Source organism: Kitasatospora sp. NPDC087315, from assembly GCF_044744345.1.
GTDB lineage: Bacteria > Actinomycetota > Actinomycetes > Streptomycetales > Streptomycetaceae > Kitasatospora.
The window spans coordinates 77,375-94,633 of sequence record NZ_JBIUYD010000007.1 but is presented as its reverse complement, the minus strand read 5'-3'; the positions used below and the strand labels follow the sequence as shown (position 1 = coordinate 94,633).

Annotated in this window: 8 protein-coding genes and 1 tRNA gene; 1 reads left to right on the top strand and 8 read right to left on the bottom strand. The window is 71.6% G+C overall.

The window, feature by feature from the left end; translation table 11 throughout:
• Window positions 1-322 precede the first annotated feature (322 nt).
• Window positions 323-3,199: a hypothetical protein gene (locus ACIO5D_RS12110; protein WP_400794915.1), complete on the top strand. Its 2,877-nt coding sequence runs from the start codon at window positions 323-325 to the stop codon at window positions 3,197-3,199.
• A gap of 146 nt (window positions 3,200-3,345) precedes the next feature.
• Here the strand turns inward: ACIO5D_RS12110 and ACIO5D_RS12105 are convergent, their stop codons facing one another.
• The 8 genes from ACIO5D_RS12105 to topA all read right to left on the bottom strand — a co-directional run bounded on the left by ACIO5D_RS12105 (window position 3,346) and on the right by topA (window position 17,191).
• Window positions 3,346-4,281, bottom strand: coding sequence for a GIY-YIG nuclease family protein (locus ACIO5D_RS12105; protein WP_400794913.1), 936 nt, complete (start codon window positions 4,279-4,281; stop codon window positions 3,346-3,348).
• 995 nt (window positions 4,282-5,276) lie between these two features.
• A tRNA-Thr gene (locus ACIO5D_RS12100) sits at window positions 5,277-5,353 on the bottom strand.
• A gap of 81 nt (window positions 5,354-5,434) precedes the next feature.
• Window positions 5,435-6,091, bottom strand: a complete 657-nt coding sequence (leuE, locus tag ACIO5D_RS12095) for a leucine efflux protein LeuE (protein ID WP_363604120.1) — start codon at window positions 6,089-6,091, stop codon at window positions 5,435-5,437.
• Between the two features lie 86 nt (window positions 6,092-6,177).
• Complete coding sequence (locus ACIO5D_RS12090; RefSeq protein WP_400760722.1) at window positions 6,178-7,881, bottom strand: alpha/beta hydrolase; 1,704 nt, start codon at window positions 7,879-7,881, stop codon at window positions 6,178-6,180.
• A 143-nt stretch (window positions 7,882-8,024) separates the two neighbouring features.
• On the bottom strand, window positions 8,025-9,191 hold the full coding sequence (locus ACIO5D_RS12085; RefSeq protein WP_363604118.1) for a hypothetical protein: 1,167 nt from the start codon (window positions 9,189-9,191) through the stop codon (window positions 8,025-8,027).
• A 254-nt stretch (window positions 9,192-9,445) separates the two neighbouring features.
• Window positions 9,446-10,657 (bottom strand): DNA polymerase III subunit delta', encoded by a 1,212-nt coding sequence (locus tag ACIO5D_RS12080; protein ID WP_400794911.1) that lies wholly within the window; start codon window positions 10,655-10,657, stop codon window positions 9,446-9,448.
• Between the two features lie 157 nt (window positions 10,658-10,814).
• The gene (gene tmk / locus ACIO5D_RS12075) at window positions 10,815-14,156 is read right to left on the bottom strand and encodes a dTMP kinase (protein ID WP_400794909.1); all 3,342 of its coding nucleotides are present in this window, start codon (window positions 14,154-14,156) and stop codon (window positions 10,815-10,817) included.
• 146 nt (window positions 14,157-14,302) lie between these two features.
• Complete coding sequence (gene topA, locus ACIO5D_RS12070) at window positions 14,303-17,191, bottom strand: type I DNA topoisomerase (RefSeq protein ID WP_400653459.1); 2,889 nt, start codon at window positions 17,189-17,191, stop codon at window positions 14,303-14,305.
• Window positions 17,192-17,259 lie beyond the last annotated feature (68 nt).

Genomic DNA, 17,259 nt, shown 5'->3' with positions numbered 1-17,259 from the left:
CGCCTGGATCGCACGCAGTACGGGCCTGGTCGACGGACCCATGCGGCGCATCGAGTACGACACCCGCTTCGGCCCCCGGCCCGATCAGATGACCGACTACTGGCCCCCACCCCCGGATGTACGTGCCAGAAGGACGCCGGCCTCATCAGCCACGTCCGGGAAACTCGACGCACCATCAGTTGACTTCAGGGAAAGCAAATCTCAGCAGCCATCCTGTTGTCGCTACCAGGGTCCGACGGGACTTTCGAAGTTGCCAGTACATCGCTACCCGGAGTGGCAGGCTGGATGCGGAACCCTCTCAGTGGCGGGCGGGTGCCGGCGAATGGAGGATGCTGAGTGGACCGGGGGGCGTGTCGCCGCACGCGGCTACCAGTATCAGTACCTGCGCACGTTGGAACAGCTGATCGCGGTGATCGACGATGAGCAGGTGGCGTGTGTTCGTGTGGAGGGGCCCTCCGCCAGCGAGGGAGCCGAAGATCAGGTGGACTTCGATGTCGTCGAGCTCGACGGCTCCCTGCGATCGGTCGTCCAGGTCAAGAGCAAGGTTGCGGGCGGCACGATCAGCGGGGCAACGGCTCTGGGCATCCTCCTGGACATGGTGGGCGGTACCCAAGAGGCTCGCCAGTACTGGCTGTTGACCAATGGCCGACGCGGTGCCCTCAGCGACCAGCTCAATGACATCCTCTCCTCACAACCGGAGCCCTCGCAGCTGCGCGGCCACCTGCTCAAGCTGTTCCGCGCCGCGCCGCAGCGGCACAGGCAGCTGGAAAGCCTCAACGAGGAGCAACTCGCCCGACTGGCGCGCTGCCGGGTGGCCTACGACCAGCGTGACGACGAGGAGATCCGCGAAAACCTACGCGAGGCACTGCGAGCGTTGCGCAACCGCGCACGATATGGGCTCGGGGAACAGTCCGCTGGTCTGCTGACCGGATACTTGATCTCCGAGATCCTGGGCCGAGCCGCTGACGTCACCGGCAACCGGGCGAGCTTTCCGGTAGAGGAGTTGCGCAGGCTCGTGCTGGTCGATGGCGAGACCTTGGCCTGCTCGATCGGGTTCCGGGACTGGGGCACACTGGTCGGGTCGATCCCCACAATCCCCGATGTTGAACGACCTACGCTGCTCGTACCGCTGGAGAGAGCGTTCGAGGTAGTTGCCCGGCAGACCGTGCGCCGTGCGACGCTGGTCGGCCCGTCAGGCATCGGGAAGTCGAGTGCCGCTGCGCTGTTCATCGCGGCCCATGCTGATGGGTACGACCTCATTGGGTGGATCGACTGTGAGACGGAGTCCTCGATCCGGACGTCTTTCGATCGCGTCGTCGCCGCAGTTGATCCAGCTGCTGCGAACACCCTGCGCGGGGGTCCGATCTGGGCACTCCAGCAGGCGGTGCAGGATGTTCTCGGCCGACTGGCGGGGCGCTGGCTGCTGGTTCTCGACAATGTGAACTCGGCTCGGGAGGTTGAGAGGTGGGTGCCGAAGGTGGGTCGTGGTGATGTGATCGCCACCACTCTCAACGGGGCGTCCCAACCTGGTGGTGGTGCAGTCATCGCGGTGCCGGTGATGGAGCGTGACGAGTCCGTTGAGCTGTTGAGTCGGCGCCTTCGGCTCAACGATGATGAGCGTGCCCTCTGGGAAGCGGTTCTCGGTCGCCTGGCTCAGGCGTTGGGCGACTGGCCGCTGGCTTTGGAACTGGGTGCCGGCTACCTCTACGGCTGTGATCACGGGCCCGAGTACGTCGACAGCTACCTGGAAGAGCTGGCGGTCCGCTCACTCAGTGACGAGGACTCCGTTCCTCTCGGATATCCCAATACGCTGGCGGCGGCACTCAATCTCTGTATCGACCGCCTTGAAGCCCGTATTCGGCCCGGCGTCGCTGACCTGCCGACGCTGGCCCTGAACATGCTCTACGCATCTGCATATCTGGCGTCACACCGTATCCCGGGACACCTGCTCCTGGCAGCCGCACTCACCGACATCGACTCGCAAGAGAGCGAGCACCGCGGGTACTTCCTCGTCTCGCCCAAACTCGCCAATCTCGGTGAGACGCTTAGGGAACTCAACCGCTTCTCGCTGATCAAGAACGACCTCCCGCTGCCATCCACCATCGGAAAATCCCTGCCGGACGCGGACCGAACTTTCGCCGTCAACACTGTCAGCCAGGCCATGCTCCGAGCACGACTGCGGGCGCACTACGAACTGCCCGCCGCTCTGGACCGGCTCCTCGGACACCTTGAGCGCTGGCTCTACTGGCCGTTGCAGCTCGGAGAACTTGAACGGGTACAGGCGATCACCCCCCATGCCGAGACCTTGCTGTTCCGCATCGAGCAGATGCGGTTCTCCAGCACACGCGTTGCCCACCTGTACGGCAATCTCGCCGGCTCCCATCACACTCAGGGAGATGTACTCCGCGCAGAGGCGCTATTCAACCTCGAACTCCAGCACCTGGGGCGCCTCGACCCCACGAACGATGTGCTGCTTGTACAGACTCGACAATCCCTAGCCCTGATCTATATCCAGGCCCAAGAGATAGGCGGTGACCTGAAGGCCAACCTCACGACCACCTTCCAAGGGGCGGTAGAGCACCTGGAGTTCATACTCCAGCAAGCCAGAGCCTGGGCGTTCGACGCCCCGAAGGCCACTCTCAAGCTGGCCATCGACTCGCGGATAGCAATCCAGTACGCGCATCTGCCGCAGGCCGAGGCAGCACGGCTTGCACCGCTGGCGCTCGCCTTCGCCGACCTGGAGGGAAGAATCGAACCGTCCACCTACTCCACCAGCCACAGGACTATCGAACAAGCGAATCAGCTGATCCATCAGGGCCAGTATGCCGAAGCAGAGCGGTGCTGCCGGAAGCTACTGGACGACGGACTGGTCGGCCCGACCGCGGGGGAAGCCCAACGCTTCATGATTGAGGCTCTCGCCCGGCAGGCGAAGTGGCGTGAAGCCATTGAGGAGGTTCGCTTCTGGAAGCTATCAGCCGAGGGTCCCCGCCTGTTTCGGCACTCCGTCATCGACCTCCTCCGCAACGCCGGCCACGCCTGCGCCGAGGCGTTGAAAGTTGGTGACATGCGCTCCGTAGCCCTGCTGAGCGAACTCATCGACTGGCCGGACCTTGACGACTTTCTCGCTGTGGGAAATGACGACGATCGATTCGTAATCCACGCCATGCGCTCCCTGCACGAGAGTCTCCAAGGAAACTGACATCGAGTACCGGCTCTCTCCGGGAACCGGCAGTTGGACCAAGGCAAGGCGGCGCGGCAAAGCACCGACGGCGGGTCCTCTCACCGCGGGGGAGGTGCTCACTGAACTCGGCGGTGGGCCGGGCCGACTGTCGGCGGACACCGGCGTCACACGGCCCGCCCCGCCTCGAACAATGTCGGCTGGTCGCTCGACGGTGCCGAAGGCGGGACCAGGGTGCTGCCGACTTGGTGATCCTTGAGCGTCTGCCCGCTCTCGTCGACCCAGGCCACGCGGCCGTTCAAGTTCACCCCCGCCATCACGCTGGCTGCCTGGGACGGGCTGCCGAACACGTGATCGCGCGCCAAGCGCAGGTGCTTCTTGTCCGACGTCTCCACCAAAACCTGGTCGTCGAGAAGCTCCTGCCGGCGCAAGCGGTAACCGGGCGACAGCTTCTCCGCCTTGCCAATCCTGCCCAGTGCTCCTTTGCGTACCAGGAACCCGTCAGAGCACTCGAAGCCCCGGCATGACGTGCCCTTGGGCTTCAGCTGGTACTGCACGCCCTCGGCATCGGCGGGAGCGACCGTGGTGGCGGGCTCCTCCAGACACACCACGCCCAGGACACCCATCAGCAGCAACACGTCCTCGAACAGCCGGTCGTGGACGGACTGCTCCTCGGCACGAGGCGGCGTCGGACTCGGCGTCACGTCGTTGTCTACGATCGCAACGCCGGCTGCGCGCGCCTGACGGATCAGCCGCGCCTCCAGCTGTACCACATGAGCTTCGGTCAGACCGTTCTTGTTGTCCGTGGTAAACGCGAAGCCCTGGGTCCAGAAGTCCTTCTTCCGCTGGTGATCGTCGAGTCGCGTCGTTAGGACCTGCCCGCGCCCCATGTAGACGCGCTGCTTACCTGGGTGGTCGGGGTCCGGCCCCTGCACCAGGTAGACGCCAGTTCGAGACAGCTCCTCGCGCATGCGGGCCTTGGGGTAGTCCGCCCGCCCGAAGGCGATGCAGATGCACGAGCGCTCTGCGCTGTATGCCTTCCGAATGCCGCTCGGCCGGCCGTCGGCCAGAGCGATATGGACAAGAGTCTCTTTGCTGGTCACGGCGGAAACGATCGCACACTACCCGTAGGCAGCTCGGACGTGGCCTACGCGCGCTGCGAAGTCGAGCGCCCCCTCGGCCACGGCCGCCGAGCCGATAGGGCGCCTGACCTGCTGCTTAGCCTGTCCTTCATGATCGACAGCGTCAGTCCCGAGCCCCCTCCTGCGCAAGGAGCATTTTCAGCTCGGCTCTCTTCGAATCCCTCCTCGACAGCCCATTCGTGCGGCCCGCCGTAGACGACGCGGCCCTCCAACAGCGCAACGTCGACACCCTCCGCAAGAACGTGGCCGCCCTGGCCGAGGCTCTGGACACCGCTTCGCGGTCGGTGATCCTTACCAGATGCCACGAGGTCCAGCTGCGAACCTTCGAGGCCCTGACGGCAGAGGCGGAGAACGGTCGGCGGCTCACCGACCGCCCGGGGCGGCGCCGCCTCGCCTCGCACGACCTCGGAACCGGAAGACGCGCTCGTGGACGACATCGACGCCTGGTCACGACCGCTTCCACGGCGGACCGCCTGCACTCCTTCTCGCTGACTGGCGCACCATCGAGCCAGACGGCGCGCAGCCGCCCTGTCACGGGTGCCCCGGTCAACTGTGCGGCGCTGAGCCACCCTCTGCTCAGTGGTGGCCACGTTAGGCGCGACTGCCGCCAGCCCCGCTTAAAAATGTCACTGCCCGCAACCACTGTGCAGGCGGATTCGTGAAGGAACGGCGCCTTCCCGATCCGGCCTCGATACATGCCTCGGGACACGCGGGCACTCTTCGGGCACTTTTTGGACCACTACAGCATCAGAGTCCAGTGATAATTCAGCTACATGGAGCGACAAGCCGCAGGTCAGCGACCTACTAGAAGGCGACTAAGAGAGGGGCCATCGACGCAGAGTGGCTACCGATCCACGCATCCGACATGCGTTGGTTTCGTGCGCCGATAGTCCTACGAAGTATCGGTCACAGGATGGCAAAAACCCCAGGTCAGAGGCCCAACCTGGGGTTTACCTTGGAGCCGCCTATGGGATTCGAACCCATGACCTACGCATTACGAGTGCGTTGCTCTGGCCAACTGAGCTAAGGCGGCACCGTTGACGCAGTGCAGCGGCAACGGCGGCAAGTCTACACAGGTTCGGAGGTGATCCGTACCGGGTAACGGTGGCGGGGCTCAGGTCGAGGAGACGGCGAGCTTGGCGGCGAAGCCGGCGAAGAGGACGGCGACGCCGCTGGTGAGGCCTGCGGAGAGCCGCTTGCGCCGGCGGAAGGCGGTGGCGAGGGTGGTGCCCGCGAAGATCAGCATGGAGAGGTAGAGCAGGCTGAAGGTCTGCAGGACGCCGCCGAGCAGGGCGAAGGAGAGGGCGGGCCGGCCGTAGGACGGGTCCACGAACTGCGTGAAGAAGGAGAGCAGGAAGAGGATCGCCTTCGGGTTCAGCAGGCTGATCACCAGGGCCCTGCGGAACGGGCGCTCGACGGCCTCCGGGGCGGGCCCGGCAGCGGTTGCGGCGGGGTCGTCGGCACGGCGTTCGCGCCAGAGCTGGCGGGCGGCGCGAAGCATGCCGATGCCGATCCAGAGCAGGTACGCGGCGCCGCCAAACTTCACCACGGCGAAGACGGCCGGGTTGGCCTCCAGCAGCGAGGCGGCGCCCAGCGAGGTGAGGCTGATCAGAGTGAGATCTCCGACGAAGACGCCGGCGGCCGCGGTGTAGCCGGTCCGGACGCCCTTGCGGGCGGCGACGGACAGCACGTACAGGGAGTTGGGGCCGGGGAGAAGGACGATGACGAGGGCGCCGAGGACATACGTCGCCAGGTCGTTGACTCCGAGCACGGTGCGCTCCGATGAGGGTGTGGGGTGCGGCAGGGGGTGGCGGGCGCTCATCGTAACTTCGCACCGGGCGGCGGTTGAAGCGAATATCAGCCCCCGCAGCGCTTCCCCTTCTCGGGCGGCCCGCCCCCCAGCAGATAGGCGTTGACGGCGTCGTCCACGCAGGCGTTCTGGCGGCCGTACGCGGTGTGGCCGTCGCCGTCGTAGGTCAGCAGGTGGCCGGACTGCAGCTGCCCGGCCAGCGACTGCGCCCACGCGTACGGGGTGGCCGGGTCGCGGGTGGTGCCGACGACGACGATCGGGGGGGCGCCGGCGGCCCGGACTGTGTGCGCGGCGCCGGTGGCCTTGACCGGCCAGTAGGTGCAGGTCAGCGCCATCCAGGCCATGTCGCGGCCGAAGTGCGGCGAGGTCCGCTCGAAGGCGGGCACCGCCTGCTGGGCCTCCGCCGGGCCGGTGAACGGTGCGGGCAGGTCGAGGCAGTTCACCGCCGTGTTGGCGAACATCAGGTTGGGGTACGAGCCGTCCGGGCGGCGTCCGTAGTACGAGTCGGACAGCTTCAGCAGACCGGTGCCGTCGCCCGCCTTGGCCTCGGCGAGCGCGGCACGCAGATCGGGCCAGAGGAAGTCGGCGTACATCGCCTGGATGACGCCGGTGGTCGCCCGGGACTCGGTCAGCAGGCGGCCGGAGTCGGGGGTGACCAGCGGCTGGGTGTCGAGCGACTTGAACAGGGCGGTGAGCTGCTCGCCGACCTGCTGCTCGGTCCGGCCGAGCGGGCAGTCCTCGTGCTTGGCGCAGTCCTTGGCGAAGGCCGCCCAGGCGGTCTCGAAGCCGCCGGCCTGGGTCAGGTTGCCGTCGAGCGAGTCGAGCGACGGGTCCATCGCGCCGTCCAGCACCATCCGGCCGGTCCGGGTGGGAAAGAGCCCGGCATAGGTGGCTCCGAGGAAAGTGCCGTAGGACTTGCCGACGTAGTTCAGCCGCTCGTCGCCGAGCAGCGCCCGCAGCACGTCCATGTCGCGGGCCGCCTCGACGGTGCCGAGGTGGCCGAGCTCGGCACCGGCCCGCTCCTCGCAGCCCTCGGCGAACTCCTTGTCCGCGGCCACCAGGGCGTCCGTCTCGGCCTGGTCGTCGGGGGTGGTGTCGACGGCGGTGTAGGCGTCCATCCGCTGATTGCTCAGGCAGGTCACGGGGCTGCTGCGGCCGACCCCGCGCGGGTCGAGGCCGACCAGGTCGTACCGGGCGCGCACGCCGCTGTCGTACGTCCCGGCGACGGCCTTCACGTAATCGACCGCCGAGCCGCCGGGGCCGCCGGGGTTGAGCAGCAGCGAGCCAAGCCGGCGGCCTGATCCCACCGATCCCTCGGGTCCCTTCGACACCCCCGACGCGCCCGGCGCCCCCGGCTCGACCGACTCGGCCCGGACCCGGACGGCCGCCAGGACGAGGTCCCCGCCCGCCGGGTGGTCGTAGTCCAGCGGCACCCGGAAGGTGGCGCACTCGAAGCCCTCGTCGCACGGCTGCCAGGCGAGCCGCTGGCCGTAGTACGACGCCAGCGCGGCGGGCACGGCCGCGGGCAGCGGCTCCAGCGGCGTGACCCTGGGGCGGGACGCCCCGGCGGAGGGGGAAGCCGGGCCGGAGCCGGAGCCGGCGGCAGCGGGCCCGGCGGCGGCCGAGGGGGGCGCCTCCGGCCCGGAGGAGGCGGAGCTGCACCCCCCGGCCAGCATCCCGGCCGCGGCCAGCACGGCCGCCAGGGCGTGCCTCGCCACCGGAACACGTCGCACGGCCGGAACGCGTCTCATGCCCGGAGCACGTCCCACGGCCGGGGCCTGCCTCGCGACCGGGGCGTGCTTCGTGGCCTTCATCTGGTCCCCTCAGGTGTTCGAGTCCGGTGGCCCCGGGACCGCCCGGGTACCGCGAAGCGTGGTGGCCGCCGCAGCGGTGATCAGGATGCCTTGGCCAGCGTCTCGGCCAGGTACTGGGCCGCCTGCCGGACCAGCCGCAGCCGTTCCCGCTCCGGCGAGTAGTCCTGCACATTGTCGGAGATCCGCACATCGGCGCGGGCCGCCGAACCGGTGCCGCCGCGCAGCGCGGCCTGGAGCTTGCGGGCCGCGTCCAGCCCCGCGCTGTCCGCCTTGGCGGCGGCCAGCAGCAGCCGGGGAGCGGCGTCGGCGGGCGCCTCGGCTCCGGTCCGGGCCAGCGCGGCGGTGTCGTACCGCCCGGAGATCGCCGCGGCCGCGCCGTACAGATCGGGGCGGGCCAGCCCGGCGGCCGCGGCGCAGGGCGCGCCGCCCTCGACGCCGAGGGCGGCCCAGGAGGCCGGGCCGGGCGGCAGGGTCCGGAAGGCGGCGGCGATGGCCGAGCGCAGCGTGGCGTCGTCGGCGACGGCCTGCGGGGCGGCGGCGACCAGGTCGCAGGGGTGCGCGGTGCCGTTCGGCGCCTCGGGGGCGACCAGGATGAACGGGCGGGCCTTGCCGGTCTGGACGGCGGAGCTGAGGCCGTCGAAGACGTCGGGGACCTCGGCGTCGGCGGTCTTGCGCGGGGTGGCGGCGTGCATCACCACCACCGGGAAACGGGCGTTCTGGTCATTGGCGTACTGCGCGGGCAGCCAGACCCGGACGTTGCGCGGCTGCCCGTCCGGGCCGAGAACGACGGACTGCAGCAGTTCGCCGCCGCTCGGGTGGCCGACGCTGTCGAACCGGCTGACCACCTGGGCGGCGGCGGGCGGAGGAGCGGCCTCGGGGACCGCGGCGGGGTCGGGGGCCGGGACCCCGGCTGCGGGCGGCGCTGCCTGCCGGGCGCCGCCACCGACGGTCCCGGCGCCCCAGTCGGCCTCGTCCTCGACGGCGAGCTGTGCCCCTTCCTGCCCCGAGTCCGGTCCGCCGAGGCTGCCGAGCACCCCGAAGGCCGTCAGCAGGGTCAGCGCCGTGACGCAGACCCCGCACGCCATCGCCCCGAGCGTCCGAAGCAGCATCGGCCGCCGGTCGCTGGTCAGCTCGTACGTCTCGGCGGCCCGCAGGTCGCGCCAGCGCAGCAGCGCACCGCGCGCCAGCCAGACACCGCCCACGGCGGCCGCGGCCAGCAGGGGAACGACGAGGAGCGAACGGACCATGGGACGCACCACCTCGGGACGAGGGCCGGACACCGGACCGGCCGGCGCCGTACGGGACGCGACGGCCCCGGCGTCGGGGCGCAGTCGGCCCCCAGCGTGCAAGACGACCCGACGGTCACACGCGGGTGTGCCCGGCGCGTACCGCCCGTTCACTCGAAGGTGGGACAACGGATAGGACGTGAAGCCGTACCCGGCGGCCCGACGGCCCAGCAGCCCGGCCGGACCGGCGAGGGCCCGGCGGTCCCGGACCGGCCTCAGCCCGCCCGCAGGGCCACCGTCATCGCCTCGACGGCGAGCAGCGGGTCGACGTTGCGGTCCAGCGCCCGCCGACAGGCGAGCACCGCCTCGATCCGCCGCAGCGTGCCCTCCGGCGGACCGGCCGCCGCGACCCGGTTCAGGGCCTGGCGCTGATCCTCGTTGGCCAGCGCACCGGTCGAGCCGAGCTGGAGGGCGAGCACATCCCGGTAGAAGCCGAGCAGGTCGAGCAGGGCGACGCCGAGCGTCTCCCGGCGGGTCCGGGTGGCACGGCTCTTCTGCCGCTTCTCCAGTTCCTTGACCGCCCCGGCCATGCCGCGCGGGGCCTTGCTGCCCTCGGCCGCGCCGTACGCGGCCTTCAGGTCGTCGGTCTCCTTGGCGTCCTGCGTCTCCGCGAGCGCCTCGGCGTCGGCCTTGGCGGTGTCGACCAGGCGCTGGGCGGCCGCCAGGCAGCCGCCGATGTCACCGACCTCCAGCGGGATGCGCAGCACCTCGGTCCGGCGGTTGCGCGCCTGCTCGTCGACGGCCAGCCGGCGGGCGCGGTCGACGTCCCCCTGCCCGGCGAGCGCGGCCAGCCGGGCCGTCTCCGGGTCGACGCCGTCGCGGCGTACCAGCGTGTCGGCGACGGCCTCGGCGGCGGGCGTCCGCAGCACCAGCAGGCGGCAGCGTGAGCGGATGGTCGGCAGTACGTCCTGGACCGAGGGCGCGCAGAGCAGCCAGACGGTGCGCGGGGACGGCTCCTCCACGCCCTTGAGCAGGGCGTTGGCGGCGGCCTCGGTCAGCCGGTGGGCGGCGTCCACCAGGATCACCGACCAGCGGCCGCCGGTCGGGTAGCTGGAGGCGCGCAGGACGAGGGCGCGCATGTCGCCGACGCCGATCGACAGACCGTCGGTGCGGACGTACTTGACGTCGGCGTGGCTGCCCGCCATCACGGTGTGGCAGCCGTCGCAGAACCCGCAGCCGGGCGTGCCGCCGAGCGCGAGGTCCGGGCTGGTGCACTGCAGGGCGGCCGCGAAGGCGCGGGCGCCGGTGGTCTGGCCGGCCCCGGGCGGGCCGGTGAACAGCCAGGCGTGTGTCATCAGGGAGGCGTTGGTGCCCGGCTCCGGTGCGGCACCGCGCCCGGCGGCGACCGCCGCTCCGGCCGCCCGGGCGGCGGCGGTCAGCTGTTCGACCACCCGGTCCTGACCCACCAGGTCGTCCCAGACGGCCACTGCTGCTCCCAAGCTCGGTACGGCTGCGCTCCCGGCGCTCTTCCCCGCCGTCGAGCATACGTGCCCGCCACGACAGCGGGCGGCGGCGCCGGAGACCCGCTCCGACCGCACCGCCCGCGTCCTACGCCCAACGCCCCGGGGGCCGACCCCGGCCGGGTCAGCCCCGGCGGCCCCAGCGACGGCCCTTGCCCTTGCCCTCACCCCTGTCGCCACTCCGGGCCCCGCCGCCCTGACCACCCTGACCGCCCTGGCCGCCGTACGGCGCACCCTGGTTCTGCGGGCCCTGCTGGTCGGCCGGGCCGCCCTGGTTCCAGCGGGCCCATTCGTCGCGCGAGCCGAGCAGGGTGTCGGTGAGGCTCGGCAGGTCGTCCATCGGGGTCTCCTCGGCCCAGGACGGCCGGGGGCGCGGCTCGGTGGCCGGCGGCTGCTCCTCGACCACCGGCAGCTCGCGGGTGCTGTCGGCCGGCTCCTCCCGCCAGAGGCCCGGCGGGAGGCGGTCGGCCGGGCGGTCCGGCTCGACCCGGGGCAGCACCGCGGTCCGGTCGGCGTCGGCCGAGGGCACCCGGGGCAGCACGGTGGTCTCGTCGGCCGCGGCGGCGGGAACGACCGGCAGCTTCGCCGTCTCGTCGGCCGCGGGGGCCGCTGCGGCCCTCGCCGCCTCCGCTTCCTCGGCCGCCCGGGCAGCCGCCCGGCGGTCCCGCTCGGAGATCTCCTGGGTGGCCTCGTCACTGTCCTTCACCACCCGCAGTTCGGTGGTCACCGCGTCCCCCGGAGCCGTCCGGTCGGCCCGGTCGGCCGTGCTCTCGGCGGCAGCAGCGGCCGCGGCGAGCGCGGCGGCCTGCGCCAGCCGGGCCTCCTCGGCCCGCTGCAGGGCCTCTTCGGCCCGCCGCCGCTGCTCCTCGCGCTGAAGATCGCGCTGCCGCTGGAGCTCCGCCTGGACGGCGGCCTCCTCAGCACGCCGCTTGCGCTCGGCGGCCTCGGCGGCCAGCCGGGCCTCCTCAGCGGCCCGCAGCTTCGCCTCCTCCTCGGCCTGCCGGCGGGCTTCCTCCTCCGCCCGGAGCCGGGCCTCCTCGGCCGCCTTGCGGGCGGCCTCGGCGGCGACCCGCTCGGCCTCCTCCTTGGCCAGCCGTTCCTTCTCCGCCTGCTCGGCCCGGAGCTGCTCCAGCAGCTCCAGCCGCTTGCGCTCGGCGGCCTCCGCCTCGGCCTTCTTCCGGGCCTCCTCGGCGGCGCGGCGCTCGGCCTCCTCGCGGGCCAGCCGCTCCCGCTCGACGCGGGCGGCCTTCTCCTGCTCGGAGAGCGGCAGCTCGCGGTCGAGCCGGTGCCGGATCGCGGTGGTGACGAAGGCGGGCTGCTGGCTGCCGTCGACGACCAGGTAGCGCGCCGGGTCGGCGGCCGCCAGGGCGAGGAAGCCGGACCGCACCCGCTGGTGGAACTCGGTCGGCTCGGACTCCAGCCGGTCCAGCGCCTCGGTGAACCGCTCCCGGGCCTTGCTCGGATCCACGTCCAGGACGACGGTCAGGTCGGGCACCAGTCCGCCGGTCGCCCAGCGCGAGATCCGGGCCACCTCCGTCGCGGCCAGGTCGCGGCCGGCGCCCTGGTAGGCGATGGAGGAGTCCATGTACCGGTCCGTGATCACGACGGCGCCGCGGGCCAGCGCGGGCCGGATGACGTTCTCGACGTGCTCGGCGCGGTCGGCGGCGTAGATCAGCGCCTCGGCGCGGTGCGACAGTCCGGTGTTGCCGACGTCCAGGACGAGGCCGCGCAGCCGCTGCCCGACCGGGCTGCCGCCGGGCTCGCGGGTGAGCACCACCTCGTGGCCCTTGCCCCGGATCCACTCGGCGAGCGCCTGGGCCTGGGTGGACTTGCCGGCGCCGTCGCCGCCCTCCAGGGCGATGAAGAAGCCGGTGCCGGTGGTGCGGTGCGAGGCGAGCCCGGTGCCGCCGCGTACGGCGTCCACCAGCTCACGGACGAAGGGGGTGGTGCCCCGGCGGTCGTCGGTCTTGAGCAGCACGACGGCCGCGAGGACGAGGGTCAGCAGCCCGGTGGTGGCCACCGCGAGGGCCGCACCGCCGTGGATGAAGGTGAACGAGCCGGGCTCGATCCGGCCGTACTCGACGTCCCCGTAGGCGGCGGCGATCAGCGGGACGGCAACCAGCGCGGTGCCCACCACGGCCCGCAGCACCGCGTGCAGGTGCTCGGTGACCTTGGGCAGCCGGGCCTCCTCGACCTCCTGGGCGAGCAGGGTACGCCCGGCCGAGACGGTGATCCCGGCGGCCAGCCCGGCGAGCACGGTCAGCAGCAGGACGAGGACGAAGTCCAGCACCAGGCCGGCCAGGATCAGCGCCACGCCCTCGGTCAGCAGCGCCAGCGCCAGCAGCCGGCGGCGGGAGAGCGCGGGCAGGGTGGCCCGGGTGAGCCGGGCGCCGAGCGCGGGCGTGGCGGCGGCGACGAGCACCAGCAGGCCGTAGCCGATCGGCCCGGCCCGGTGCTCGGCGGCGGTCAGCAGCGCCAGCGCGGCGACGCCCGCCATCGAGGCGTACCCGGCGGCGACGGAGAAGGTGAAGTACGGGGCGGAGCCGGTGCGGCCCTTGTTCAGGGCGGGGCCCGGCGTCGTGTCGGTCGGGGCGCGCAGGCCCTGCAGCGGCGAGTGCGGGGCGACCGGCACCGGACCACCGGACAGCTGCTGCAGGTACACCCGGACGGCCGAGGCCGTGAACAGGGCGGCCGAACCGAGGGCGGCGAAGGTGAGCTGGTGGGCGCGCAGCCAGTCCGAGCCGAGGGCCGCGAAGATGTTGCCGACGAGGGTGAGCGCGATCAGCGCGGCGGCCGCGACCGGCACGGTGGCCCAGCCGGTGCGACGGTCCAGCGTCCGGACGGTCTCCAGGTTGGCGGCGGACGGGCGCTGCTCGGCGGCCGGAGCGTACGGGTTGCCCGGCGGCAGCAGGCCGGGGACGGCGGCGGCCTTGGCGATCGCCCAGACGCGTTCGGCGGCCCCGGTCAGGAAGACGGTGGCGAGCAGGACGTACGTCGCACCGCCGGAGGGCTTCGGGCCGGAGCCCAGCCAGACGACCCACCACGGCGCGACGCCGATCAGCACGGCGCGCAGCGCGTCCGCGCCGAACAGCGTCCAGCGGCGGTCCAGCGGGCCGGTGAGCAGTCGGTGCACCGGGCCGAGCAGAGCGGCGCCGACCAGCACGGTGGCGGCCAGCCGGGCGGCGAAGACGGCGGCGACGGCGAAGCCGAGGCTGCGCGGCAGGTCGCCGAACTGGCCGCCGAGGGCGGCGGCGGTCACGGTGAGCGCGAGCAGCACCAGCAGACCGAGCCGGTCGGCGGTGCCCCCGATCAGCTGGGTGGTCCAGAGCCGGCGGTACGGGCGCGTCCGCAGCAGCGCGCGGGCCCGTTCACCGGGGGTCCCGGCGGGCGCGACCTCGGGAAGGTCGGGCGCGCCGGCTCTGGCGGCCGGGGCGGCGCTGGGGGTGGGCTGCTCCTCGCTCGTCATACGGTCAGCGTAGCGGTCGGCGCTTGCCGCAAAAGGGTGAGCGGGGTTCCGGATCCCGGTCATTGCACGGTTGTGACGCTCCGCGCACACGGCGCGGGCCCGCGCCTCCGGAGCGGAGGCGCGGGCCCGGTGCCACTGGCGGAGGGTCAGCCCTCGTCGGTGACGGTGGTCTTGCCCGCGGCGGCCTTCTTGGTGGCCGTCTTCTTGGCCGCGGCCTTCGCCGTCGTCTTGGTCGCCGTCTTCGTCGCCGTCGTCTTGGTGGCCGCGGTCTTGGCCGCCGCCGTCTTGGTGGCGGTGGCCTTCTTCGCGACCGTCTTCTTCGCGGTCGTCTTCTTGGCCGGGGCCTTCTTCGCCGTCTTCTTCACCGGTCCGCGCGCCCGCTTCTCGGCGAGCAGCTCGTAGCCGCGCTCGGGCGTGATGGTCTCGACCTCGTCGTCCTTGCGGAGCGTCGCGTTGGTCTCGCCATCGGTGACGTACGGCCCGAAGCGGCCGTCCTTGACCACCACCGGGCGCTCGCTGACCGGGTCGGTGCCCAGCTCCTTGAGCGGCGGCGCGGCGGCGGCCCGGCCGCGCTGCTTGGGCTGGGCGTAGATGGCCAGGGCCTCCTCGAGGGTGACCGTGAACATCTGCTCCTCGCTGGTCAGCGAGCGCGAGTCGGTGCCGCGCTTGAGGTACGGGCCGTAGCGGCCGTTCTGCGCGGTGATCTCCACGCCCTCCGGGTCCACCCCGACCACGCGCGGCAGCGAGAGCAGCCGAAGCGCGTCCTCCAGGGTGACGGTGTCCAGCGACATCGTCGTGAGGAGGGAGGCGGTGCGCGGCTTGACGGCGTTCTTGCCGGTCTTGGGCGTGCCCTCGGGCAGGATCTCGGTGACGTACGGGCCGTACCGGCCGTCCTTGGCGACCAGCATGTTGCCGCTGACCGGGTCCGGGCCGAGCTCGAAGTCCCCGCTGGGCTTGGCCAGCAGCTCCTCGGCCAGCTCGACCGTCAGCTCGTCCGGCGGCAGCTCGTCCGGGATGTCGGCGCGCTGGCCGGGCTCGCCGTCCACCACGGAGGCCCGCTCGACGTACGGGCCGTAGCGGCCGACCCGCAGCGTGATGTCGTCGCTGACCTTGAACGAGCTGATCTCCCGGGCGTCGATCGCGCCGAGGTCGGTGACCAGTTCCTTCAGCCCGCCCAGGTGGTCGCCGTCGCCGTTGCCGGCCTCGGCGGCACCGCCGGTGGCGTGGCCCTCGCCCTCACCGAAGTAGAAGCGCTTCAGCCACGGCACGGACTGCGCCTCGCCGGCCGCGATCCGGTCGAGGTCGTCCTCCATCTTCGCGGTGAAGTCGTAGTCGACCAGCCGGCCGAAGTGCTTCTCCAGCAGGTTGACCACGGCGAAGGAGAGGAACGACGGCACCAGCGCCGTCCCCTTCTTGAAGACGTAGCGGCGCCCGATGATGGTGTCGATGATCGAGGCGTAGGTGGAGGGGCGGCCGATCTCGCGGTCCTCCAGCTCCTTGACCAGCGAGGCCTCGGTGTAGCGGGCCGGCGGCTTGGTGGCGTGGCCCTCGGGGGTGAGCTGCTCGGCGGAGAGCGGATCCCCCTGGGTGACCTGCGGCAGGCGCCGCTCGCGGTCGTCCAGCTCGGCGTTCGGGTCGTCGGCACCCTCCACGTAGGCCTTGAGGAAGCCGTGGAAGGTGATGATCTTGCCGGAGGCGGAGAACTCGACGTCCCGGCCGTCCGAGGCGGCGCCACCGACCTTGACGGTGACGGACTGACCGACCGCGTCCTTCATCTGGGAGGCGACGGTCCGCATCCAGATCAGCTCGTAGAGGCGGAAGTCGTCACCGCTCAGGCCGGTCTCGGCGGGGGTGCGGAAACGGTCGCCGGACGGACGGACCGCCTCGTGCGCCTCCTGCGCGTTCTTGACCTTGCTGGCGTAGGTCCGCGGCGCGTCCGGCAGGTAGTCGGCACCGTAGAGCTGGGTGACCTGCGCGCGGGCGGCCGCGATCGCGGTGTCCGACAGCGTGGTGGAGTCGGTACGCATATAGGTGATGAAGCCGTTCTCGTACAGCTTCTGGGCCACCTGCATGGTCCGCTTCGCGCCGAAGCCCAGCTTGCGGCTGGCCTCCTGCTGGAGCGTGGTGGTGCGGAACGGCGCGTACGGCGAGCGGCGGTAGGGCTTGGACTCGACGGCGCGCACCGCGAAGGCGGTCTGCTCCAGGGCGGCGGCCAGCGTACGGGCGGCCTGCTCGTCCAGGTGCAGCGTGTTCGCACTGGCGCTCTTCAGCCGGCCGTCCGAACCGAAGTCGCGGCCGCTGGCGATCCGCTTGCCGTCCACGGTGGCGAGCCGGGCGCCGAAGGTCTCCGGGTTGGCCGCGTCCGCGGGGGTGCGGCCGGTGCCGAAGGTGCCGACCAGGTCCCAGTAGGACGCGCTGCGGAAGGCCATCCGCTCGCGCTCGCGCTCGACCACCAGACGGGTCGCGACGGACTGCACGCGGCCCGCCGACAGCTTCGGCATGACCTTCTTCCACAGCACCGGCGAGACCTCGAAGCCGTAGAGACGGTCGAGGATGCGGCGGGTCTCCTGGGCGTCGACCAGGCGCTGGTTCAGCTCGCGCGGGTTGGCCACGGCCTCCTGGATCGCCGTCTTGGTGATCTCGTGGAACACCATCCGGTGCACCGGCACCTTGGGCTTGAGCACCTGCTGGAGGTGCCACGCGATGGCCTCGCCCTCGCGGTCCTCATCGGTGGCGAGGAAGAGCTCGTCGGACTCCGCGAGCAACGACTTCAACTTGCTGACCTGGGACTTCTTGTCCGCGTTGACCACGTAGATGGGCGCGAAGTCGTGGTCGACGTCCACGCCGAGGCGGCGTACCTCGCCGGTGTACTTGTCCGGTACCTCGGCCGCCGTGCTGGGCAGGTCGCGGATGTGCCCGACGCTCGCCTCGACGATGTAGCCGGGGCCAAGGTAGCCCTTGATCGTCTTCGCCTTGGCCGGCGACTCGACAATGACGAGTCGCTGTCCGTGCGCGGTCTCGCTGCTCGGGGACACCTTCGCTCTTCTCTCCCGGTCGTTATGTGAGCTGGTCGGCGCTGGCAGCACGGGCTGCGCTCCGCCCG